Annotated in this window: 24 protein-coding genes; 8 read left to right on the top strand and 16 right to left on the bottom strand. The window is 38.4% G+C overall.

Features of this window, described 5'->3' with window-relative positions; translation table 11 throughout:
* Positions 1-59: 59 nt before the first annotated feature.
* The 11 genes from AC1D0Y_RS20285 to AC1D0Y_RS20235 form a co-directional block, all read right to left on the bottom strand.
* Entirely contained in the window at positions 60-767 is a 708-nt protein-coding gene (locus AC1D0Y_RS20285) for an ABC transporter ATP-binding protein (protein ID WP_477707872.1), read from the bottom strand.
* Positions 764-1,561, bottom strand: a complete 798-nt coding sequence (locus tag AC1D0Y_RS20280; protein ID WP_060746891.1) for an ABC transporter ATP-binding protein — start codon at positions 1,559-1,561, stop codon at positions 764-766. The genes AC1D0Y_RS20285 and AC1D0Y_RS20280 overlap by 4 nt, the downstream gene beginning before the upstream one ends.
* Before the next feature lie 12 nt (positions 1,562-1,573).
* Complete coding sequence (locus AC1D0Y_RS20275) at positions 1,574-2,863, bottom strand: branched-chain amino acid ABC transporter permease (RefSeq protein WP_098248179.1); 1,290 nt, start codon at positions 2,861-2,863, stop codon at positions 1,574-1,576.
* A gap of 9 nt (positions 2,864-2,872) precedes the next feature.
* Positions 2,873-3,859, bottom strand: coding sequence for a branched-chain amino acid ABC transporter permease (locus AC1D0Y_RS20270; RefSeq protein WP_026106630.1), 987 nt, complete (start codon positions 3,857-3,859; stop codon positions 2,873-2,875).
* A gap of 81 nt (positions 3,860-3,940) precedes the next feature.
* Complete coding sequence (locus AC1D0Y_RS20265; protein ID WP_028409079.1) at positions 3,941-5,116, bottom strand: branched-chain amino acid ABC transporter substrate-binding protein; 1,176 nt, start codon at positions 5,114-5,116, stop codon at positions 3,941-3,943.
* A gap of 477 nt (positions 5,117-5,593) precedes the next feature.
* Positions 5,594-5,956, bottom strand: coding sequence for a P-II family nitrogen regulator (locus tag AC1D0Y_RS20260; protein WP_028409080.1), 363 nt, complete (start codon positions 5,954-5,956; stop codon positions 5,594-5,596).
* 14 nt (positions 5,957-5,970) lie between these two features.
* Positions 5,971-7,197 carry an ammonium transporter gene (locus AC1D0Y_RS20255; RefSeq protein WP_013057612.1) on the bottom strand — a complete coding sequence of 409 codons (1,227 nt, stop codon included), beginning with the start codon at positions 7,195-7,197 and terminating at the stop codon, positions 5,971-5,973.
* 265 nt (positions 7,198-7,462) lie between these two features.
* Entirely contained in the window at positions 7,463-9,001 is a 1,539-nt protein-coding gene (locus AC1D0Y_RS20250) for an AbgT family transporter (protein ID WP_201026598.1), read from the bottom strand.
* A 230-nt stretch (positions 9,002-9,231) separates the two neighbouring features.
* The gene (locus AC1D0Y_RS20245) at positions 9,232-10,194 is read right to left on the bottom strand and encodes a class F sortase (RefSeq protein ID WP_477707871.1); all 963 of its coding nucleotides are present in this window, start codon (positions 10,192-10,194) and stop codon (positions 9,232-9,234) included.
* A gap of 105 nt (positions 10,195-10,299) precedes the next feature.
* On the bottom strand, positions 10,300-11,643 hold the full coding sequence (locus AC1D0Y_RS20240; protein ID WP_060746895.1) for a hypothetical protein: 1,344 nt from the start codon (positions 11,641-11,643) through the stop codon (positions 10,300-10,302).
* A 722-nt stretch (positions 11,644-12,365) separates the two neighbouring features.
* On the bottom strand, positions 12,366-13,229 hold the full coding sequence (locus tag AC1D0Y_RS20235) for an alpha/beta fold hydrolase (protein WP_028409083.1): 864 nt from the start codon (positions 13,227-13,229) through the stop codon (positions 12,366-12,368).
* Between the two features lie 151 nt (positions 13,230-13,380).
* On the opposite strand from AC1D0Y_RS20235, the gene AC1D0Y_RS20230 reads away from it, so the two are divergent.
* Entirely contained in the window at positions 13,381-13,533 is a 153-nt protein-coding gene (locus AC1D0Y_RS20230; protein WP_081085308.1) for a YflJ family protein, read from the top strand.
* A gap of 187 nt (positions 13,534-13,720) precedes the next feature.
* Here the strand turns inward: AC1D0Y_RS20230 and AC1D0Y_RS20225 are convergent, their stop codons facing one another.
* The 3 genes from AC1D0Y_RS20225 to AC1D0Y_RS20215 form a co-directional block, all read right to left on the bottom strand.
* Entirely contained in the window at positions 13,721-14,653 is a 933-nt protein-coding gene (locus AC1D0Y_RS20225) for an alpha/beta hydrolase (protein WP_047750594.1), read from the bottom strand.
* Positions 14,654-14,668: 15 nt separating this feature from the next.
* Positions 14,669-15,223 (bottom strand): GrpB family protein, encoded by a 555-nt coding sequence (locus AC1D0Y_RS20220; RefSeq protein WP_033579422.1) that lies wholly within the window; start codon positions 15,221-15,223, stop codon positions 14,669-14,671.
* A gap of 90 nt (positions 15,224-15,313) precedes the next feature.
* Positions 15,314-16,459 (bottom strand): acyl-CoA dehydrogenase family protein, encoded by a 1,146-nt coding sequence (locus AC1D0Y_RS20215; protein ID WP_060746896.1) that lies wholly within the window; start codon positions 16,457-16,459, stop codon positions 15,314-15,316.
* A 198-nt stretch (positions 16,460-16,657) separates the two neighbouring features.
* On the opposite strand from AC1D0Y_RS20215, the gene AC1D0Y_RS20210 reads away from it, so the two are divergent.
* From AC1D0Y_RS20210 to AC1D0Y_RS20180, 7 genes are all read left to right on the top strand, one after another.
* A complete protein-coding gene (locus AC1D0Y_RS20210) occupies positions 16,658-17,863 on the top strand; it encodes a TcaA 3rd/4th domain-containing protein (RefSeq protein ID WP_477707870.1) in 1,206 nt (401 codons plus the stop codon).
* A 183-nt stretch (positions 17,864-18,046) separates the two neighbouring features.
* Positions 18,047-18,826: an STAS domain-containing protein gene (locus AC1D0Y_RS20205; protein WP_060746898.1), complete on the top strand. Its 780-nt coding sequence runs from the start codon at positions 18,047-18,049 to the stop codon at positions 18,824-18,826.
* 143 nt (positions 18,827-18,969) lie between these two features.
* Positions 18,970-19,212: a spore germination protein gene (locus AC1D0Y_RS20200; RefSeq protein ID WP_013057625.1), complete on the top strand. Its 243-nt coding sequence runs from the start codon at positions 18,970-18,972 to the stop codon at positions 19,210-19,212.
* Positions 19,213-19,319: 107 nt separating this feature from the next.
* On the top strand, positions 19,320-19,562 hold the full coding sequence (locus AC1D0Y_RS20195) for a spore germination protein (RefSeq protein WP_013057626.1): 243 nt from the start codon (positions 19,320-19,322) through the stop codon (positions 19,560-19,562).
* A gap of 51 nt (positions 19,563-19,613) precedes the next feature.
* Positions 19,614-20,117, top strand: a complete 504-nt coding sequence (locus AC1D0Y_RS20190; protein WP_013057627.1) for an Hsp20/alpha crystallin family protein — start codon at positions 19,614-19,616, stop codon at positions 20,115-20,117.
* Positions 20,118-20,206: 89 nt separating this feature from the next.
* A complete protein-coding gene (locus AC1D0Y_RS20185; protein WP_050689783.1) occupies positions 20,207-20,632 on the top strand; it encodes an Hsp20/alpha crystallin family protein in 426 nt (141 codons plus the stop codon).
* Between the two features lie 44 nt (positions 20,633-20,676).
* Positions 20,677-21,495, top strand: a complete 819-nt coding sequence (locus AC1D0Y_RS20180) for a hypothetical protein (RefSeq protein WP_060746899.1) — start codon at positions 20,677-20,679, stop codon at positions 21,493-21,495.
* A 17-nt stretch (positions 21,496-21,512) separates the two neighbouring features.
* Here the strand turns inward: AC1D0Y_RS20180 and AC1D0Y_RS20175 are convergent, their stop codons facing one another.
* Positions 21,513-22,796 carry an ABC transporter ATP-binding protein gene (locus tag AC1D0Y_RS20175; RefSeq protein WP_060746900.1) on the bottom strand — a complete coding sequence of 428 codons (1,284 nt, stop codon included), beginning with the start codon at positions 22,794-22,796 and terminating at the stop codon, positions 21,513-21,515.
* Entirely contained in the window at positions 22,793-23,851 is a 1,059-nt protein-coding gene (locus tag AC1D0Y_RS20170; protein ID WP_060746901.1) for a FecCD family ABC transporter permease, read from the bottom strand. Before AC1D0Y_RS20170 ends, AC1D0Y_RS20175 begins: the two co-directional genes overlap by 4 nt.
* Between the last annotated feature and the right edge of the window lie 46 nt (positions 23,852-23,897).

Here is a 23,897-nt window from a genome sequence, read left to right as displayed (position 1 = left end):
AAATCATCCGTTGTGAACAAAAACAAACCGCAGCGTTAAAACGCGATGCGGTTTGTTTTTTAAGCTAAATAAGCTTCTTTTATTTTTTCATTATGAATTAATTCCGTCCCTTTCCCTTGCAGAATAATTTCGCCCGTTTGAATCACATAGCCTCGGTGCGCGATTTGCAGCGCTTGATAAGCGTTTTGTTCAACGAGTAAAATGGTCATTCCGCTTTTATTTAATTCCATAATGATTTCAAATATTTGTTCTACAATGATAGGAGCAAGCCCCATAGAAGGTTCATCTAGCATAAGCATAGAAGGGTTCATCATAAGTGCCCGCCCGATAGCTAGCATTTGCTGTTCACCGCCACTCATCGTTCCTCCTTTTTGAGTCAATCTTTCTTTTAATCTTGGAAAATAGGTGAGTACTCTAGTCATGTTTTCTTCTATTACTTTTTTATTAGAAAGTGAAAATGCTCCGATAGTTAAATTTTCTTTTACCGTCATCTTAGGAAAGATCTTTCTTCCCTCTGGTACATGAGCTATTCCTAAACGGGCCGTTTGGTGAGGAGGGAATTTCGTGATGTGGGTGCCTTTATACATGATACTACCTGCTTTGACAGGAGCTTGACCGCTAATGGACTTTAATGTGGTAGATTTTCCGGCTCCATTGCTTCCGATAAGAGTCACAATTTCTCCTTCTTCTACATCAATCGTTATTCCTTTAAGTGCTTGAATTCCTCCATAAGAAGTATCAATTTCAGTTAACTTTAATAGAGTCATGTGCTTTTCTCCTTTCTTTCTATCTCCTCTGCCGCTCCTTTTCCTAAATAGGCTTCGATCACTTTCGGGTGTGTACGAATATGTTCAGCGTTTCCTTCTGCAATTTTTATTCCATGATCTAATACAATAATATGATCAGAAATTTCCATGACGAGCTTCATGTCATGCTCAATTAATAAAATGGTTATTTCCCGGTCTTTTCGTATCGTGTGAATAAGATCCGTCAGCTCTTTTGTTTCACGCGGATTCATACCAGCAGCCGGTTCGTCTAATAATAACAGTGAGGGTCTAGTAGCTAACGCTCTGGCAATTTCGAGTCGGCGCTGCGCTCCATATGATAAGTTAGTGGCTACTTCGTTATATAAAGCTTCTAGCCCAACGTATTCTAACAGCTTATACGCTTCTTTTTTAGCTGCTTTTTCCGCTCTTTTTGCTCGAGGTAAATTCAACAGCGTTTCAAAAGTGGTTGCTTTCAAATGGTTGTGCATCCCAACTAACACATTTTCTAACACCGTTATATTACTAAATAACCTGATGTTTTGAAATGTCCGAGAAATCCCTTGTTTTGATACGCTGTGAGGTTTTAGCCCTGTTATAGATTGACCATTTAACATAATATCACCTGAGGTTGGCTGATAAACACCTGTCACCATATTAAAAAATGTAGTCTTCCCAGCGCCGTTTGGTCCTATTACAGCCGTTATTGAATTTTTTTGAATATCCATTGTTACGTCTTGATTGGCAACTAAACCGCCAAAGGTCTTGGTTACATTTTTCACTTCTAAAATAGACAATTTCTTTCACCTCTATAGATTGACGTTTTTCTCAGCCGTTGAAATCACGGACTGTATTTCTTCTTTTTCAGCTTCTTCTTTCAGCTCTTTCAAATCGAACGTAGGCTGTTTAGCAGGAAGCAACCCCTGAGACCTGTATAGAGCAAATAGAATAAGAAGTCCGCCAAAAATAAATCGCTGCATTTTAGCTGGCGAAAGTGCATCCGGTATAGAGATAACCCCGTTTAAACTCAGTTGATTAAACCAATCGGTGAGCTCCGTTAATACTTGAAGATTAAGAATGGTTACAACCGCCGCTCCAAGTATGACGCCTGGAACGCTCCCCATTCCTCCTAAAATAACCATAACTAAAATCGTGATAGATTCTAACAGCGTAAAGCTGGTTGGATCAACAAAGGTTTGCTTAGCGGCAAAGACCACTCCCATCATGCCTGAAAAAGAGGCACCGATAGCAAACGCAAGCAGCTTTGTTCTGACAAGGTGAATTCCCATCGCCTGAGCTGCAATTTCATTTTCACGAACCGCTTTCCACGATCGTCCTACTTTAGAATATTCAAATCGCCGTACAATAAAAATAACTGCAGCTAAGATGACTAATACTACATAATAGAACTGACTTGGATATACTAAGTTAATCCCAAAAATAGAAGGCGGCGTCACGGAGGACAGCCCCATTGCCCCGTTTGTAATATTGATTGGTTTATCCAAATTGTTAAATACAATTCGAATAATTTCCCCAAATCCAAGCGTAACGATAGCAAGGTAGTCTCCTTTTACGCGCAGCACAGGTATACCAAGCAGAACTCCAAATAAAGCGGCTATTAGGCATCCCGCAATAATAAAAAACCAAAAGCTTTCTCCTGATAATGGATACGTACCAAAAGGCATAAAATTAGCAGCTTGATTGGTCGCGAAAATTCCATACGTGTAAGCCCCAACTGCAAAGAAAGCAACAAATCCCAAATCCAATAATCCAGCTAATCCCACTACGATGTTCAACCCAAGTGCCATAGCAATATAGATGCCTACTAGTGTAGATACTTCCATATAGGATTCATAAGCAGGGCCTTGGCTAGCTGAAAAAGGAAGCAGCACAATTAAAATGACCCCTGCTATTAGCCATTTTAATTTAGTAGAAAGAGACATAAAATACAGAAGTAATAATGAAAATAAAAGAAGTAAAAATGCGACAACGGACTTCTGGGCAAGCATTAAACTACCGCTTGTTGCAATTACATATATAAAAAATAGAATAATTTGCGCCTTTTTGTTTCCTTCAAGCCTACTCATTAATTTTTTCATCTTCATCACCTACACTTTTTCTGTAACGGCTTTTCCAAATAAGCCTTCTGGTTTAAAAATTAACACCAAAATCAAAATGGCAAATGCAAATACATCTTTATACTCTGCTCCTAAAATATTGCCGGTGATTGTTGATAAATTCGCAGCTGCAAACATTTCAAGGATGCCAAGCATTAGCCCTCCAAACATTGCGCCTCGTATATTGCCTATTCCCCCTAAAACAGCTGCTGTAAAAGCCTTTAATCCTAATATGAACCCAATGTAAGGATCGATTGTTCCGTAATGAAGCGCAAATAACACACCGGTTGCGCCTCCTAGAGCCGAACCAATAAAGAAAGTAAGAGAAATAACTTTGTTTACATTAATGGACATGAGTGAAGCTGTATCGGGATCTTGGGCTACAGCCCTCATTGCCATTCCCCATTTGGTCCGATTGACAAAAATTTCAAGTCCGATCATTAAGCAAAGAGCAACAATTAACACTACGATAAACGTTACTTTAAATGTAGCATCATCAAATGATGATGAAAGAGAAGAGGCGCTAACCGATACTTTGCCTGAAAATAAAGCAGGAGTATTAACAATATAGTTACCATTCTTAAGTTCCGTAATGAAGCGCACAAAGTCCTGTAATAGAAATGACATTCCGATAGCTGTAATAAGTGTGATCAGTTTAGAAGACTTGCGCAGAGGGCGGTAAGCCACTCTTTCAATTCCCATACCAAGAAACCCAGTTGCAACACTCGTAATAAGAAGAACTAAAATTAACGTCACAACAGCCGGAAAAGCTGCAATCCAACCTACGCCTGTTAACCCTATTAAAATAGCGGTTCCGATAAAGGCACCTGACATAAAAATTTCGCCGTGTGCAAAATTGATGAGTTCTAAAATCCCATATACCATCGTATAACCTAGGGCAATAATTGCATATACAGCTCCTAATGTTAGTCCGTCAATTAACACTTGCGGCAGCGTTTGTATAATATGAGCAAACATATAACCTCGTCCCTTTCGTCCTATAAAATCGATTTTAAGAAAAGAAAGGTACGGAACATCCATACCTTTCTTTTCTAAGGTTTACTGTGAGATTTCTCCTTCTAATTTAGCTGGGTATGAAGGAGCGTCAAACTTATAGATAAAGATTTTAGCGTATTTATTATCTCCTTTCTCATCAAATCCTACCTGCGTAAGTTCTCCTTTATATTCTGTAATACCGCGTACGGCGTCACGTACTGCTTCATGAGAAGGAAGCTTTTTATCATTGTCTTCAATTGCTTTTTGAATACCTTGAAGCATAACTTTCATGGAATCATACCCGTATACAGAATATGACTCTACTTTTTTATTGAATTTCTTCTCATAATCTTTAGCGAATTGCGTCTTGGAAGCATCGCCTGCTACTGACGTAAGATACGTATCTTTTACAGCATCTCCGGCAATATCAACTAAAGTTGATGAGTCTAAGCCATCCCCTCCCATAAACTTAGCGGTAATTCCTTTGTCACGAGCTTGTTTAATTAAAAGTCCGCCTTCTGCATAAAGACCACCAAAATAAACGAGATCCGGCTTTTCTTTAGAGACTTGATTTAACACACCGTTAAAATCTTTTTCTCCAACCGTAATTCCTTCAAATCCAACAATTTTTGCTCCTTCTTTTTCAGCTGCTGTTTTAAAAGCGCCTGCAAGCCCCTGTCCGTAAGCTGTTTTATCTTGAATGACAAAAATATTTTTTGCTTTCAACTCTTTAACAGCATATTCAGCTCCTGCAGGCCCTTGGAAGTCATCGCGCGCTACAATGCGGTTAACCGTTTTTAACTTTCGGTCTGTTACGTCCGTTGCTGTACTTGCAGGAGAAATCATTGGAATCGAATATTTCTCATACGTTTCAGATGAAGGAATGGTAACCCCTGAGTTTAAATGTCCTATCACTCCATAGACGGCTTTATCGGATCCGATTAACTGAGCGTTCGCTACGCCTTTTTTCGGGTCGCCTTGGTCGTCATAAGGTACAAGCTGAAGTTTATATCCTAATTTTTTAAACGTGTCTTTTTCTTCATCAAGAGCTAACTGAGCTCCCAGTTTGATTGCTTCACCTAATGTCGCACTACCTCCTGACAAAGGGCTTTGCGTAGCAATTTTAATAACATTGCTGCCTTTATCTTCTCCTGATGTACTGTTGCTCCCACAGCCAGCTACAAACCCTACCGATAAGACCGTTGTTGCTAAAATAGATAACATTTTTTTACTTAGCATGTAGTAATCGTTATAAAACGCTTAATAGCGGCTAGTCTTTTATAACGATTTTCCCTCCCTTTGTTCGCGTCTAGAACGCTTTTTATCTTTGCAACAAATGTCATTTCTGAAAACGGTGAAACAGCTTGCTGTTTATGTACATCTTTTTTCACATCCTTTCATAATAGATTCGCTCTCATATATAAAGAGAAACTAAAAATAGTAAAAATATAGTTATTTTTTACTATTATAAAAGGATAAACAGCAGTATTTCACCAAACTTGTCAGTAATAATGACACATATTTTTATAATTTTCTTAATTTTATAAAAATAATTTTAATTATATTCACTTATTTTTTGCGATATACTTTTTGGCTATATATATAACAAAAAAGCATGTCACCGTAAGGAAACATGCCGTGTAACTATTCAATCTAAAAAAAGGTGCAGAGTATGCACCTTCTATATGACCCTTTGTTTTCTCTTTCTCCCTAAGTTTAACTATTATTTCGTAATGCCTGTGATCCCTCTTCCCCCGTTCGGATCTTAATCGCATTTTTTAATTCATAGATAAATATTTTCCCATCTCCAGGCTGACCTGTATTTAGTACTTTTCTTGCTTTATCAACAACGTCAGCTACCGGAACTTCGCACACTACAATTTCTACTTTAATTCGTGCGTGCATATTGTCTTGTTTTTTAACGCCTCTATAAAGCTCCGTAATGCCTTTTTGCAACCCGCACCCCAGTGCATCCGTAACTGTAATACCGCTAACGCCGATTTTCGCCAGTTCTTGCTTAAGCTCTTCAAACTTTGAAGGGCGTGTAATAATTTCAATTTTTGTTAAAACATCACTCACTGTGTCCACCCCTTTTACATATTCGATTCGTGATACGCTCTTTCACCGTGCAGCGTAATATCAAGCCCAAGCGTTTCTTCTTCTTGTGTCGCACGCAGAGATACGATTAATCCAACCACTTTAACGATAATGAAGGTAGCAATACCGACAAATAGGTATGTTGCTACGATAGCAACCAGCTGTTTCCAAAGTAGACTTGGATCTCCGTAGAATAAACCATTCGCACCAGCGTCATTTACAGAAGTTGTGGCAAATAAACCTGTTGCAATACCTCCCCACGTTCCCCCAATACCGTGAAGACCAAATGCATCTAACGCATCGTCGTAACCGATTTTCTTTTTAAGTGAGAAGATACCCCAGAAACAAACTGCACCGCCGATAAAACCTATTACAATAGAGGCAAACGGTGTAACGAATCCACAAGCTGGTGTAATAGCTACAAGTCCAGCAATCGCTCCCGAAACGGCTCCAAGCAGCGTAGGTTTTTTATTGATAATCCACTCTACTACAAGCCAGCCGATAATTCCTGTTGCTGCCGCTGTATTCGTGTTAATAAAAGCCGTCATTGCAACGCTGTTAATAGTTAAAGAACTTCCAACGTTAAAACCAAACCACCCGAACCAAATCAGCATTCCGCCTAAAAGAGTTAACGGTAAATTGTGAGGTGCTGCGGCATCGGCATTTTTTCGTTTTCCAACAACAAGAGCTAGAATTAATCCTGCTACACCTGACGAAATGTGAACGACGTTTCCTCCGGCAAAGTCAATAGCTCCTAGTTCACGAAGCCATCCGCCAACTCCCCAAACCCAGTGTGCAACTGGTGCATATACAAATAATGACCATAGGATAGCAAATAAGATAAATGCTGAAAACTTCATGCGCTCTGCAAAAGCCCCAGAGATAATAGCTACTGTTAGTACAGCAAATGTCAGTTGAAACATCATAAACATATTATGCGGGATCGTAGCACTGTAGTCCCCGTTTGGAGTGAATCCGACTCCTTTTAATCCTACCCAGTCCAAGTTACCAATAAAAGCATTGCCACCGGTCGAAAAAGCTAACGAATAGCCTGCTACTATCCAAAGAACGGATATAACAGCTAAGGAACCTACGCTATACATCGCGGTACTTAACATGTTTTTACTTCGAACCATGCCCCCGTAAAACAATGCAATAGCTGGTGTCATAATCCAAACCAATAATGCCGAAAAAAACATAAATACTGAATCGCCCATTTGCATGATGATTTCCCCCTTAAGTACGAATAAATAACCCCTAAATTTAATGTTAGATTATATAACATATCTTGTTATGTTTACTATCATATTTGATTTATATGTATTTAGCAACTACTTTTTGCAAATTTATTCAGAAAACTTTTGTTTTTTAGACTCTTTTCTTTTTGTTATTTATTCTTCTATGTACACATAAGCTGCAATATCATTTATGATTGTTAGAATTTCTAACATAAAAAATCCTCTTCTTGGAGTAGAAGAGGATTTTTCTTTACAAATACATATATACACCTGGTCCTAGAGGAATACCGAATACAGCAAAAACAATCAACATTATAATCCAAATTCCTAAGAAGGCTAAAGTATAAGGAAGCATAAGTGAAATGATGGTTCCAAGTCCTGCTTTCGGCTCGTATTCTTTCATAAAGGCTAAAATGACAATCATATATGGATTTAAAGGAGTGATTACATTCGTAGACGAATCTGCTATTCGGTAAGCTGCTTGAATAAATCCAGGATTGTATCCTAACAGCATGAACAATGGAATAAAAATAGGTGCTTCTAGTGCCCATTGAGCGGAGCCGCTAAAAATAAGAAGGCTTAGAACAACAGTTAAAAATACAAAACCAACCACAACTGGAAGTCCAGTTAGATTTAGTGCTTTTAATGCATCCGCTCCTTCTACTGCAATCCACGTTCCAATATTAGTCCAATTAAAGTAAGCGATAAATTGAGCAGCCGCAAAAATAAGGACAATATAACTAGCCATATCTTTCATCGAATCAGTCATATAAGCAGGTATATCTCTAGAACTTTTGATTTTCCCTACTGTTATTCCGTAAACAGAGCCAACTACCACAAAAAACAGCAGCGTGATCGGAATGATACCATCTAAAAAAGGAGAGGGAACAATTCCACCGTCTTCATTTCGTAGAGGAGAGTTGGGCCAAAATAAGAAAACAGCTAGTACAGCGACATAAATACATGTAGCAACGATACTATTTTTTAATCCTCTTGCTTCTGCCTCACTAATTTCACCAAAATCATTGCGTTTTTTTCCTTTATAATTGCCCAGCCTAGGTTCTACAATCTTTTCGGTAACGATCGCCCCTATAACGGTCAAAACAAATACAGAAGCCGCCATGAAGTACCAGTTCGCTGCAGGACTGACAGCAGCGCTTGGGTCAATTGTTTTAGCAGCTTCAGTAGAAATGCCTGATAACAATCCGTCGGTTCCGGATATAATAAGATTCGCTGTAAAGCCTGATCCCACCCCAGCAAATCCTGCTGCTAATCCAGCAAGCGGGTGTCTTCCTACTGTATAAAATATCATTGCGGCAAGCGGAGGCACGATGACAAAAGCAGCATCTGCGGCTAAGTTGGCCATAATTCCTGTAAAAATGATCGCGTATGTAATAAGAGCTTTTGGAGCATTTAAAATCGTTTTCTTTATGGCCACTTCAAGCAGACCTACTTTTTCTGCAAGTCCGACTCCAAGCATCATAGCAAGTACAAGTCCTAGGGGCTTAAATTCAGTGAAATTGGTCAGCATCGATGTTAAGATATACTGAATGCCTTCATGCGACAACAAACTTTTAATTGGAAGAGTCTTATTAGTACCAGGATGGACCACCGTTACTCCCATACTATTAATAGCAACAGACGCTAATACGATAATAAGCGCTAAGCATACAAACAAAATAAAAGGATCAGGTAGTTTGTTTCCGAATGCTTCTACTCTTCCTAATAGTTTGTCTAGAAAGGTTGTTGGATGTGGTTTTTGCTCTGTTTGCAAATTAGGTTGTGCCATACTTTCTCTCCCTTTTCTTTTAGATTCTTTTTGTTTTTTTCCTTTTAATTACCAAAAAGACTATTAGTACATAATAATCTGAATATTTATATTATTCAAGTATTATTTTTAAGGAATTTTTATTTATCTATTAAAACTAATAGCATTTAGATAAATAGAAAGCCAGAAGAGATCTTTTGAATCGACAATCAAAAATAACAAAAAGCTCTCCGTTTGAAGAGAGCTTTTTGTTATTTCGCTATACTAGATGGGGCAGACTCTTTTCCTGACTCGTTAACAGCTGTTACATAATAACGAGACTGAGATGCGTCGGAGTCGGCAAAGTTTTTTCGCTCAAATTCCGAAACGCTGCCAATATGGACAAATGTTCCGCCTTGGTTCTTTTTATAAATTCGGTAACCGATAATATTGCCTTCTCGTACCGCGTACCACGTAAGCAAATTACCGCTCATCTTTACATGTGTGGGAGGTTGTGGTGCAGTTGCTTCACGCTCCAATTCTTTTGCTTGGTCAGCTTTTAGTTCTGTATATACAACTAACCTCTCTTGATGGGTTCCTTCTGCACGGTCAAACGTGCCTGTACACGTAATTAGATTTAAATTACGTTTGTTGCTGTACCCAAAAATTTCGTTTAAAGGTGCCTTATCTCGCGGATAGCTTTTTGTACGTTTAACAACAAAGGTAAGCGTGGTCCCCTGTGCATCTCTTACGGTAATTTCATCGTCTTTTTTTAAGTTTTTTAGATTATAAAAGACGGCAGGACCGGTTTTACTGTCTACGTGTCCTGCTAGTACAGCATTTCCTTTTACGCCAGGTTTAGCTCCTGGTTCAAACCAAGCAACTCCATTTTCTGTAGATGGCGCTGCCATTTCACCGCTGTCTAATAACCCTACTTGTTCAATTGAAGCCTCCACATGAATAGCTGGAATGGACACTTTTGCAGGAATAATTCCTTTGAATTCTTTGTTTAACTGTTTGGCTTCTGTTTTATGCTTTTTTAATACAGCAAATTCCTCTTCAAGCGTTACCCGGCTTTTTAAATCCTTTGATTGTGTTTCTTTTTCTTTTTGCTTAGCTGCATTCTGTTGCTTCATTTCTTTTGCTTCTACCATTTGTTCTTTAAAATATAGTCCGCCGCTAACAAGCAGGACTAAACTTAATATACAGTAGGCGAGAACAATCGCTTTTTTCACATCGTCACCTCGTTTCACAGCTGTTTATAAAAAAGAAGAGAGAACAACCTCTCTTCTTTTTTAGGACTCTTGACTTGTAATTCATAAGGAAAAGGAGAAAAAATATTATTTGCTTACTGGTTTCTTGCGTAAAATAACTCCAGCTGTTAATACAGCTAACGAACCTAGTGCAATATAGATCGCTGTTAGTGGGTTCATCGTTGATTCAGATGCCCCGCCCATACCTGTTTTCGGCATATCTGTTGGCATAGCTGTCTCAGCAAACTTATCGGGATTTTGTTTTACAATCGCTTCACCTAAAGCTTGGCCGACACCAAACATTAATTTATACCCTTCACGGTACGTATCATAACTTCCAGCGTAGTCGCCGGATGCATATTGCTCAAATGTTTTAATAACCGTATCTTCATGTGCTTTTATAGCTGCCTGTGCGTCTGCAGTTGGAAGGTTTCCATCTGTTGCTGTTCCTAAGAATGTACCAAATTCTTGCGCGAATTTATGGAGCTTGTCTTTAGCAGCTTTTTCTCCTGCTTCATCGCCTTTTACTTGTGCACTTACTAGTTCAGCTTGGGCATTGATGTGATCTCCTTGCCAAATTTTTTCGAATTGTGCAGCCCCTTCATCGCCATATACTGAACCGATTGCAGCTTTAAAATCTGCTGTGTTAGCATTTTCTAACCAGCTAACATAGTCGTAATCTTTTGAACCGTTGAACCCTTTTTCCATTCCCATTGCTGCTAAAGCAAAATGTTCTGCTGCTAAGCTGTTTAATGAAGAACGTAAATCTGCTGCTGGTGTATCTACTTTGGTATTGTCGAATTTATCAGGCATTTGCGTTACGATTGCATTTGATAACGCTTTACTAATGGCAAACATTTGCTGATATCCTTCGCGGTATGTTTTAGCGGCCGCTTCGTAGTCACCTGCTACATAATCTTCAAATGTTTCTTTTACTTGGTCTTCATGTACGCGAAGCGCTTCTTTTGCTGCATCTTCGGGTAGTTTGCCTTCCGTAGCAGTGCTTAAGAACTTAGCAAATTCATTTACGAATTGATTTACTTCTTTATCTACTTCAGCCATGGCTTCTTTATCATTTTCTTTTGTTGCTTTTACAAAATCATCTGTGTAATTGTTGTGTTCTCTGAAGATTCGTTCAAATTCAGCTGCTCCTTTATCACCATAGACAGACGCAATAGCAGGCTCCATGTCAACGGCATTTTGATCCAATGCTTTAAACGCAGCGTCAGCATCTTTAGAACCGTCATAGGCTGTTGTCATAGCTGCAACGGCAAGCGTAAAGTGTTCAGATAATAGGTAGTCTAAGTTCGCTCGTAGATCTGAAGCTTTTGTTACTGCCGTTGGTTTTGCTTCCTCTGCATTTGCAATAGTCGGCATCAATAGTGAAGCTCCTAGTACAGGGATCATTAATTTTTTACTTAATTTCATCATTTTCCACTCTCCTCATTTTTAGTTGATGTACGCCACTTTTTTCATTCTTACTACATCTTAAACCGTTAAATAGATTGAACATTTTGAATATTCTATATATTAACCTTTCATGTTCCCTCACATTTAATGATCCTTTTTAGGAAGTATTCTCTTTCTATTTACTAAACGATTGCTGAGTGATGTTGGATCACTCTTTTTTAAAATTTTTTTAAATGTCATCTTCGTGAAGAATTCCTTCCCTCTCTACTTATCTAACGAACGCCTTCTTCAGTTAGATCACTTTTTTTAAAAAAGTTTTTAACCGCCTTTTCTTAAGAAGTACTTCCTTTTCTACTTACCTAACGAACACCTTATTCATTTGGATCACTTTTTGAATAAATATTTTAAATTTAACAGAAAAAGAAATTGAGACATAACAAGATAAATTCAATTTAAAGACGAACAAATGGGATAAATGAGTTAGTATGAATCACTTTTAACACCGCTGTTGATTTCCGTGCAAGACTTCGCTTTCTGTAGGCAGCCGCTAAGCCTTCTCGTCGTTTGCGCCCTGCAGGGTCTTTCTCGCAGGAGTCTTCGCCATCAACGGCTAGAAACCACTATATATATGAAACCTGCGCAATAAAAAAATCCAAACGAGTTGGATTCTCCATTAAGAATCTCAATTCATCGTTCGGATCTTCTTTTAACTAAATTACTTTTGTCTGAGCCTTTTTTTATCTTTACTTATTTAAAAAATTCCACATCACATCGTTTACTTCTTGAGGCTTTTCATGCTGAGGGGCATGAGATGCTTCAGCTAATCGGTGAACAGATATATTTGGCACATATTCTTCAATACCATCTAAGTTTTCAGGCATAAAAGTAGGATCTTGATTTCCCCAAATCATTTGTACCGGGATGTTTAACACTTTTTCTTCTAACGGAAACAAAGATTTTCTTTGAAGGTCTTCTTCTGTAAAAATCTTTAAATTGCGGTAATAACTTAGCATAGACAGCACAGAGCCATTTTCCCAAGAGTTCATGTATGCTTGAACATCATCAGCTGTTAGATATCCTTTTTTTACACCTGGGTCGATCACAAGCTTACGCAAACCTGAGAAGTTGTCTCGTTCCATATAGTCCTGTGCTTCTTGTTTTTGAAACCATTTCATATACTCACTTGCTTTTTGCTGATTTTTATTTGTTCTAAGCTCACGCATAAATGTATAAGGGTGCGGACCGTTAAAAGCAATTAATTTTTGTACATATTCCGGGTAGCGATAAGCGAATGTCCAGCCGATTCCTGCTCCCCAGTCGTGTACAACTAGCGTGCAGGAGCTATATCCTAGGCCTTCAATCACTTGGCGAATATCTTCTACTAATACATCAATCTCGTATGATTCTAGTCCGCTTGGCTTTTCAGATAAGTTATATCCTCTTAAGTCCAAAGCAACTGTGTGAAAATCATTAGAAAATTCATCTATCTGGTGTCGCCAAATATGCGAAAAGTCAGGAAACCCATGAAGAAATAGCATAAGATCTCCTTGTCCCTTGCTTATGTAGTGCAAATTAACCCCATTTACGTTTATATACTGTTTACTCATTGTTCATTTCCTCCTTTATAAGTAGCTGTAGAGCAGTATAACGCTGTAAAAAATGAACGTCAATTCATTTGCTTTGTTTACTTCTTTTAAGTTCCTTTTATGAATATAGTTAATTATTTAGCGTGCATCTTTTTTAAAGGAGTGGTTAACGATGGCTTATATCTATTCCAAGGGCTGGTTTGTTCAACAGTTAAAAGCGGCCAATATCTCTAAAATTGATGGAAGAAAGCTAGAAAGTTATAAAACCTACATTCTTCGTAATTTATATGCTGAGCTTATAGAACAAAGTAAAATCAACGGCTAAAAGAGGTTGAGACATAACGAAATGAATTCCATCTAAAGATTTACACAAATGAAATGAATTCCATCTAAAGATTTACACAAATGAAATCTACGTTTGTCTTAACAAAAAAACGAACCACTAATCAAAAGTCTTGATCAATGGTTCGTTTTTCATTTCGTCTAAAATATTTTTGTCCCAGCCTCTTTTTTTACAGCGATTGCTCAATAAAAGATAATACGCGCTTTACATATTCTTTTTTGTATACATGATAATTTTGAACGTGTTCTGCTTTATCAGTTTTCCAGAAGTGAAAAGCATCCGGGTGCGTTTTAGCCATTTTTTCACTTTCAGTGTAAGGAATTTTTGTATCTCCTGTGCTGTGTATAAATAAAATGGGTCGAGGGTAAATATGCTCGACTGCTTTAATAGGACTAGCTTCAGCAGGATTTACATCTGCAATAACAGGAAGAATAGCAATGGTTAGCGGTGTAAACGGAAAGTTTGGTAAATGAGACCATACAGATAGATTTTCTTTTAAATAAGAGGTTAAATCGCTAAAAGGACTATCCGCTACTACAGCTTTTACGTCGTCATCTTGAGAGGCTGCTAATAAAGAAGTGGCTGCTCCCATTGAAATGCCGTAGAGCACAATTGGCTCTTTTGTTGTTTCTTTCATTTTCTGAATAACGCCTAATAAATCGAGCTGTTCTTTTACACCAATCGTCGTTTGATTTCCTTCTGAGTCTCCTGAATCTCTAAAGTCAAACATGACTACTCGATATCCCGCTTTTACAAATTCTTTACTCAGCGGCAGAAAGCCCGCTCCTTGTGCTTCACGGTTATTTCCGTATCCATGTGACATAATAATGGTCGCTTTTGGCTGTTCCGTTGGTTCAATCATCCATCCTTTTAAATGGGTTATTCCGTCTTTGCTCAAAAATACTTGATTGCTATAGTGCATGCCGTAATCACTAGGATTTTTCACAGCAGGATTTTTATCTAGTTTTGTCAGGCTTATGCCTACATAAAGAGAAATGGCCGTACAAAGTACAAAACAAAGAATAACAAAGGATATCAGGCTGATCCATATTGTTTTTTTCTTTTTACCTGTATTTGTCTGTCGATTTAGAACTGGAGTCAAGCTCGTTCCTCCTTTTTATCTAAGATCATCTTTCCTATTCTTATTGCTGCTTCCCTTTCTCCATTTTAAAGCTAGCCCATCTATTTTATGAATAAAATTCGTTTTATTTTCCACATATTTTTCCGGTTCAAAGCGATAGCGATGCGCTAGTTCTGTTTTCAACGTTTCGTATTCTTTTGCTGCATCAGGATGAGTACGCAGATAATCTCGAAACCATATATGCCGATTAATTTCTGGGTGGCCTTTTTCATAAATATGAACGTGGTGGGTTCTTTCATTTCCACCTTTTTGGAAGTATCGTCTTCCTTTTATGCCGTTTTCACCTTTTGCTTCATATCCAAGCTGTTCCATCTTTTGATTATATGTATCTACTTTTTTTATATCTTTCACTTCAATAAGTAAATCAATAATCGGTTTTGCGCTTAAGCCGGGAACAGCAGTGCTTCCGATATGATGAACCTCTAAAACTTGAGCTGACATTATAGTTGTTAAGGTGGCAGCTTCTTTTGAAAATTCCTTTTCCCACGCGATATTATGAGGTGTCAGCTGAATTTCTCTTACGGACTTCATCTTCAATTCCTCCTTTTGTAACGAAAAAACTGCTTACTATAGAATAGCCTATAATAAGCAGTTTTTCATCATTTAACATGTTATTAAGTTTTATCTAGCAAACGCCTGCTTCGCTAAATTAACAACCGTCATATCATCCATTGGAGGGTTGTGGAGCCCAGCACGCACGTCTCTATAATAGCGCTGCAGCGGATTACTGCGCTGCAAGCTACGCGCTCCTACTATGCGCATGGCTTTGTCAACAACCGTACAGGCACTATTGGTCACTACGTGTTTGACAGCTGCTAATTCTCCCGCTAATGCTGCTCGGTCGCTTGTTTCATCCCATTTATTTGCCACGCTGTACATAAAGTGACGCGCCTGCATGAGTTCAAGTTCCATCTCTCCTACTAAACGCTGCACATTTGGCAACTCGCTAATCGTTCCTTCAATACTATTAGGCGAATATTCTGTAGCAAATGCGACAGCATAATCTCTTGCTGCGATGGCTGTACCCATGTAGCAAGCTGGTATATGAAGCAGCCAGCCGCTTGGCTCATTCTTTTTAAAACCACCGAGGCGTTCAACAAGAAAGTCGTGTTTAATATCGACGTTTTCTAGCACAAGGTCGTGACTTCCTGTTCCGCGCATTGCAATCATATCCCATGTTTCTTCTATTGAAAGTCCACTTGTTTCACGAGGAATTAAAAATAAGCCGATCTCTTCTTCACCTTCAATGCTTGCTTTTACCAAAAAGTAATTTAACACTGGAGACATCGTCGTGAATGTTTTTCGGCCATTGATTCGCCAGCCTTCTTTTGTTTTTACGGCTGTCGTTTCCGGTTTTCCTCCTCGAGTAGGACTTCCTGTCTTCGGTTCAGTAGCAGCGGTGTTAATAAGTGCACCTTTTTCTATTTCTTTAAAAATAAAATCGAGCATTTGCTGATTCCAAGGCTGTTTTTCACGCAAGTCCATTGTAATCCCCATATGCCATCCAATACTAAGAGCCGTAGAAGCATCTCCTTGAGCAATTAATTCTTGAAATAATAAAAAATCATAAAGGCGTAATTCATGTCCGCCATATTTGCTTTCGAGAGAAAGACGTGTATAGCCCGCTTCTTTTAACTCTTGAATATTTTCAAAGGGAAACGTACCTTCTTCATCTATTTTAAAAGCTCGTTTCTTAAATTTTTCGACTAGAGGCAGCAATTTTTCATACGTAGACTCTTGATTTTTATTTACAAATGAAACACTCATTTGCTTCATCTCCTTTTTATATGACAGAGTGTCCCTATCGGATTAATATATAGTTCTTATCATAGCATACCTCACCTTTTCTGTGCATGTTTGGTGTGTTTATCTTTCTTGTTGAATCTATTCTTTTTCCAATTTAATGGTCTGTTTTACCTACACATTCCATACATTTAATGGAATAAAAAGAAAGGAATGGTGTGAATGAATCAATGTCCAAAATGCGGGGCCAGTGCAAGCACAGACCAATTATTTTGCAATAACTGCGGCTTTTCTTTCACCGTGTCGCCAGCTGCAGCCAAGCATAAAAAGAGCTGGTATATTGGCGGGGGTATTGCGCTTATACTTCTTTTAACTTTTGTATTTTATTTCTTTTTCTCTGGCTCAGAAGAAAAGACGGCTGACCGCTTTATTGAGACATTAGAATCGAAAGATACAGCTGTGTTAAGAGAGTTATTAGACTCTTCGCAGTCTACTATAGTTATTAATGACATATCTATTCAAGCTCTGTTAGACGCAACTTCCGATGGTTCTATTTTACGAGACATCGAAAATGATTTAAAAAATAAATCGAGTATCTACTTTACAATAAAAGAACAGAAACATTCACTACTTTTCACAAAACAGTACGTGGTTGTGCCGTCATCATATTATATCTCCCTCACCATGCCAGAGGATGCAACGGTTACAGTCAATGATACAAAACAATCGATATCCAAGAATCAAACGCAAAAAATAGGGCCTTTTATGATTGGAAATTACCCGCTTACGGCTTCTTATGAAAGCTCTTATGGAAAACTTACAGACCAAACCACTGTAAATTTTCACCGACAAAAAGAAGAGAATATATCTGTGGTATTTAAAGGGGCTTACGTTACAATCTCATCGAATAGAGATGACGCTATTTTATTCGTAAATGGAAAAAGCACGGGACTGCAGGTGAATAGCTCATCACAAATAGGGCCTGTTGCCACGGATGGAAGCGTCACTGTTCATGCAGAAGTGCAAAAAGACGGCACAACGTTCAAAAGCAGTCCCTACACTATTCAAAGTGAAGAAAATATTATGTTAAATATACAAACGCCGCCCGTCGAAAAGGAAAAAACCGTCATAAAAGAACGAGAAGTGATCGTGCCTGGGCCGCGCTCTTATGCTACTTCAAGCTCTTATATTCTTCCTGGTTCGGATTCTTACAAATTAAGCTATAGTGATATTAGCAGTTTGAGCTCGAGTGAACTAAGGCTAGCTCGAAATGAAATCTATGCGCGGCATGGGTATGTATTTAAATCGAAAGATCTTCAAGCCTATTTTTATGAAAAGTCATGGTATACGCCTGATTCATCATTTAGAGATTCCTACTTATCAAGCGTTGAAAAACACAACGTTGATTTTATTAAATCATATGAGTAAGGTGGCCTCCCCTTTTGCACAGGGGAGTTTTTTAATTGAAGCGAGTGCTTACTCCAACGTTTTTTTACATACCATAATCCTTATACACGTTAATAAATTTCTTATAGCCTTCTTTATTCTTTTCACTGTAAAATATAAAGTAGATGTACATAAACTTACTACACGCATAAGGAGAGATGGAGAATGAATGGAATTGGACGACTTCCACAAAAGCTTAATGGACATTTGATTTTAGAAAATATTCAAGAAACCATGATCATTGCCGATAAAAACCACCGTGTGCAGTGGATGAATGCAAGAGCAATTGAAACACTCCAAGCAGTACTCCCAATCTATCAGTTATCTCACACTGAGGAGTTAATTGGAAAGCATATGGATTTCTTTCATTCCAATTCTGAAGAAGCAAAAAAATTACTCACCTCTCTTCATACAACTTACAGAACGCGTATAACGATTGGAACTCAATACGTAGCAGAAGCCGTGATTCACCCTATTGACACAAAAGACGGTGAGCGTTATGGCTACTTGCTTATGTTATTAGACTTTACTGATCAAGCAGAAGCAGAGCTTGAAAAAGAACAGTTAATTGAGGACTTATCTACCCCTTTATTAAAGATATGGGACGAGGTTTTAGCTGTGCCCATTACCGGTAAGATGAATATAGAACGTGGAAAGAAGCTGACTGAAACGGTGTTAGAGGCAGTTGTAAAAGAACAGGCACGCTATTTGCTTATTGATTTGTCTTCCCTTCATTCGTTAGATGAAGAACACGGTTATTATATTAACACGCTTCACGATGCTTTGCGTTTGATTGGTACCACTTGCCTTATTGTTGGTCTTTCTTCAAAAATGGCTCTGTCGCTTGTAGATTCTCAGTTTAATTGGCGAACATTTTCCACTGTCCAACAAAGCATCTCTTACATTTTAGAAAAAAAGAATTGTCGTATTGCACCCATTTCATAAGCACATCATATCATTAAGTAATCCTCTCTTAATCGCTTTTTCCTTCAATCGGAAAAGGCGATTTTAGTTATGAGGAATTGTGAACGTTTAGGCACTTATCATCATAGGATACATTAATCAACCATAGAAAAGGGTGAGAGCGTATGCCAAGTGTTATTAACATTTATAATTTAAAGATCAACAGTATCTCAAGCAACGGTTCTGTCAACATTGGCGAAGCACTCCATAACAGTCACACGGCTCATTCAAAATCCACTGGTACGAACTCTTCTTATGGCGATGTCTCACCTGCTTCCTCGAAAATGCGAAACATTTATATCGATCCTGATACAAATGACCAAACAGATATTGCAAACGTTGATCATGTCAATGGTTATCAGCAGTGATATAGGGCAATGCTTGTCAACAGCATGACGACAAACGGTGAATACATTCTCTCTGAACGCAATAGGCCGTTGGAGTAGAATGAATAAAAACAGTAAGGAGTCTCTTTATGCCTCTTCAAATTAACGTTTTTAATATCGTAACAAACGGTGTCACGCAAAACGCAAATATTGATTTCGGTTCCACCATTCAAAACAGTCACACGGCGAACTCAAAGTTTAACGGCGCAAATTTCTCTTTAGGTAACTTCTCTCCTACTTGCTCTCAAATGAATACGGGCGTGTTAGATCCTGATGTAAGCGATCAAGATCAAATTGCGAACCCTTCAGCTCCAATTGGAAATCAAATTTAGCTTTAACAATTTTGTTATTTTACTTGGCACATTACAAGGAGGTGTGTAAATATGTTTCCATTTGGAAAGTCTCCTTTTAAAGGAATGATGGAAAATATCCCAAAAGGAATGGCATCTAAAGACATGAATAAGTATATTCAGCAAATGATTTCTTCTACGATGTCCCATTCTTTTCCGGATTTTATGCAAGGAAATGAATTCTTTAAGCAAGCCCAAGACATGATGAAAGAACAGCAGGATATGGGAACTGAAGGTCATGGACAAAAGCCAAGAAGATTTGATTCAAACGTCATCAATACATTAGATGAATGCATTGTGCAGCTAAAAATCCCTAACCGCGATATTGTATCAAGCATTAAAGTCTATCATACGCCATATGTGTGTACGATTGAAGGAATAGATGGAGAAGAATCCTTCAAAGAAGAAATTCAGCTTCCTTGTTCGGTTCGTAAAAAAGGCACACGCGCCATCTATCGTTCCGGAGTGTTGGAAATCCGGATGCCTAAACATGTTAATATTCCTATGTCTCAAATAGACGTCCACGATTTAGATTAAAGTGGACGTTTTTTTCTATTTTCATGCATACATATAAAATAGAAAGCTGCAAAAGGCCTTGTTTTATTTTTTTTAAGAAGGTGACAAATATGAATCACGGAAAATTTAAAAAGTGGGCAGAAACGTTACAAGAAGAAAACCATACGAAATTTTGGGAAAAGATTTTTGACGATGATCATGAAGAAAAGAATGATACGGAAGCAGATGCTTCTCCTCAAATTGTAAATGAGTATCGAGATTATCCTTTAATTGATGTATATGAACGGGCTAATCAGCTGTTAGTTGTAATTGAAATACCCGGTGCTAAACGAACAGATGTCGAATTGACCATGCACGAAAATACTTTACACATATCCGGTTCATCTCTTTTAACCGTGAAAGATGCAAATGTTCTTCACAAAGAAAGACGTGAAGGAACGTTTCAACGATCAATCATCCTTCCGCCTGGTGTAGGGGAAGCGCCGTGTCACGCATCATTTAAAGATGGTCTTTTGCATGTGAAATTTGATTTGTAATTTATTGTGCAGAACTATACGTAGCATGAAAGGCAGGGAATTTCATGTTTTCTAAGTGGTTTAAACAATCGCCTAAAATTGAAACAGTCCGTAAAATAAATCCGTCTTCCCTTCCAACTCAAAAAAAAGCAGATCCCATAGACCAACGTTCTAATCAAAAGCGGAAAGAATTACCCGAAAAGATGAAAGCTAAAAAACAGTCTAGTCTAAAAAAACCCCCTCAACAGCCAAAGAAGTTGCCTAGCCATATGGAGCCTAAGACCTCTGATGAAGCTGAATTCACAAAACCTGCTCTTTCGTCAGATTCAGCGCTGAACCTGCAGGGAATTATTGATCAAGTGACGCGTTTAACCGACGCGATCGCTAAAATAGAAGAGCTGCATCAGCAATTAAATGAATCAGCTCACCTTATTCAATCACTGTCTCAACTGCACGAGCAAACAGCTCATTTACTCTCGGCTATGCAGTCAGCTCCTAATTTCGAAGCTATTCAAAATCAGCTCTCTGCGTTAAAGGAAGAATCGTCCAATACAGCCTTATATGAGATGGTGAAAACTCTTGACAAAAAGATTGATGAAGTAACTCAGCCAAAGCAGTCCATTGTTGTTGAAAAAATCATGGTCGAAAAAGTATTGTTAGACAAAATTGACCTTAGTAATAATTTTGGGCAGCTAGGTATTAAAGATCTGACCGGTCACCTAAACATCGGTACCACTTACAGCGCTGACTCTGATCAAGTGGATGAAGAAGTCAAAGACTTGTTTTCTGTTAAGCTAAAAGAAAAAAAGATTGATGAACATACAACTGAGACAACGATGAGTTCAGGAGGTGAAACAGAAAAGCCTGATCACTCCGAGGAATAAAAAATGACCGCTACTGCTTATTTAAAGCAATTGTCGGTCATTTTTGTTTCCATAAATAGTTGTAATTCTTTCTGGAGGCGTCCCATCAAGAACTCTGAAATTTCTTCTTGATTTTCTTCTTTATGATGAGATGATGCTACAACAATACGTCCTGTTTTTCCTAAGAAAGCCCGGTACTCAATTACCTTCATCGCAGCATGAAGTAAGTTCCCGTCCGAAAGCAGCGCATTTGTTAGCAGAACAATATTTACTTCGTTTTCTTTTTGTCCATGTGTCAGCACAGCCAGCCACGAGTAACCTTTATCGTCTTTTAAGCGAACTTCATGACTAGATAAAGACGCAGATTTCCACGCCGCGTTAGCGCTGCTTTGCTGTTGAACAATTTCTTGACACCAGTCTAGACCTGTTTCATTGGAACCCAGTGAAAGAGTTCTCAAAGGACGAATAAAGGATAAACATAGCTTGCCCGGTTCCTTTTGCAACTGATACAACTCATCGAAGTCCGTCTCTGGATATTGATACGGCGGCACAAAAGCAATTTGTTGCTTATTCACAGCGGGATGGTGAAATACGTGCAAATCAACGCCATATACTCTTTTTAACGTAGCTGCATCCTGAAAAATGGCATCCATCCCGGTTTCTTCTACTCTTCCATCTTTCAGTAACACAGCATTATCTGCAAACAGCGAGGCGATGTTGAGATCATGCAAGATGGCCAGGACCGTTAAGCTCATTTCCTGCTGTAAAGTTTTTAACAGCTGAAGCAGTTCCATTGTATGTTTTACATCTAAGTGATTCGTTGGTTCATCAAGAAGTAAGTAGTCAGGTTCTTGCGCTAGTGCTTTAGCCAGTAAAACCCGCTGTTTTTCTCCACCGCTTAACGATTGAAAAGTATGATTTCTATAGTGCCAAACGTTTGTTAATTTCATCACGCTTTCCACCACTTCTTCATCCTGTGCTGATACAGTGCTAAACAATCCTTTTGCCTGATAAGGGTAACGTCCAAGTGAAACAATTTCTTGAACCGTAAATTCTAGCCCAATTTGATTTTCTTGCGTCATGACTGCAACTTTTTGCGCCAGTTGTTTTGGTGAATAAGCCTTCACTGACTTTCCTTCCACCTTCACTTCTCCTGATTGAATGGTTAATACATTCATAATTAAACGAATAAGCGTTGTTTTCCCGCTTCCATTTGGTCCTAGTAAAGCGACAAAAGAACCTTTGTCTACGGTGAACGTGATGTCACGAACGGTCGGCTGCTGCTTATCGTATCCTCCTGTCACATTATATAGTTCAATCATGATATTCCTCTCTTCCGCATACGTTCTTTTACAAGGAGCAGGGTAAAAATCGGCGAACCAATTAAGGCGGTTACGACTCCAATAGGCAGTTCACGAGGTTCTAATATCGTTCGTGCAAATAAATCTGCTAAAACCAAATAACTTCCTCCAATTAAAATAGAAAGCGGCAGTACATGCTTATGATTAGCTCCCGCTACGAGACGCACTACGTGGGGGATAACTAAGCCAACAAATCCAATTGCCCCAGATACTGATACCGCAGCTCCTGTTAATACGGATGCACCTATTAAAATCATTCTTTTTTTCTTCTTTACGTCTATTCCCATAAACTGAGCAGATTGATCGCCAAATGCTAAGCCGTTCAGCTCTTTTACATGTAACAACAGCATAATTGTACCGATCAAAAAGAACGGCCCTAAAATTTGAATATGAGACCATCCTCTCATTGATACGCTTCCCATTAGCCAATATAAAACCTGCCTTACATCTTCTTCGGGAGAAAGAGCCACAATTAATGAAATAAGTGCGCTCATAAAGGATGATAAAATAATCCCCGCTAAGATGATGGTTTCATTGGCCAAATTGCCGCTTGCGAGTTTCGTAATACCAAAAACTAAAAGAAGAGTAATAAAACCAGATACAATGCCGACTACAGGCAGCGTGAAGATAGACAAACCAAAAATACTCCAATGAAAATAAATTGCCATGACAGAGCCAAGGGTTGCACCTGAGGAAACCCCGATCGTATAAGGATCAGCAAGCGAGTTTCTTAATAGCCCTTGAAAGGCAGCCCCTGCTATTGAAAGCGAAGCTCCTACTAAAAATGCCACCAGTACTCTTGGAAAACGAATTTGCCAAATGATTAAATCCATGTTTTCCGGACCGTGATATAAGGATAGCCCGGTAAGGTGACCAAGAATAATTTTGATTGTATCTCCTACGGTTAACGAAACTGTACCAATAAATACGGCCATAATTACCGAAGTACATACAATAAATAAACTGACTATGTATAAAATAGATGCTTTGTTTAAAAAAATACGTTTAAAAATCAATACGTTCAGCTCCTCTAGGAAACGAGGCGTGATGTTTTACATTACA

This window comes from Priestia sp. P1_B12_1, from assembly GCF_056406695.1.
Note: the sequence above shows the minus strand (reverse complement) of the source record. Positions and strands in the feature narration are given on the sequence as shown.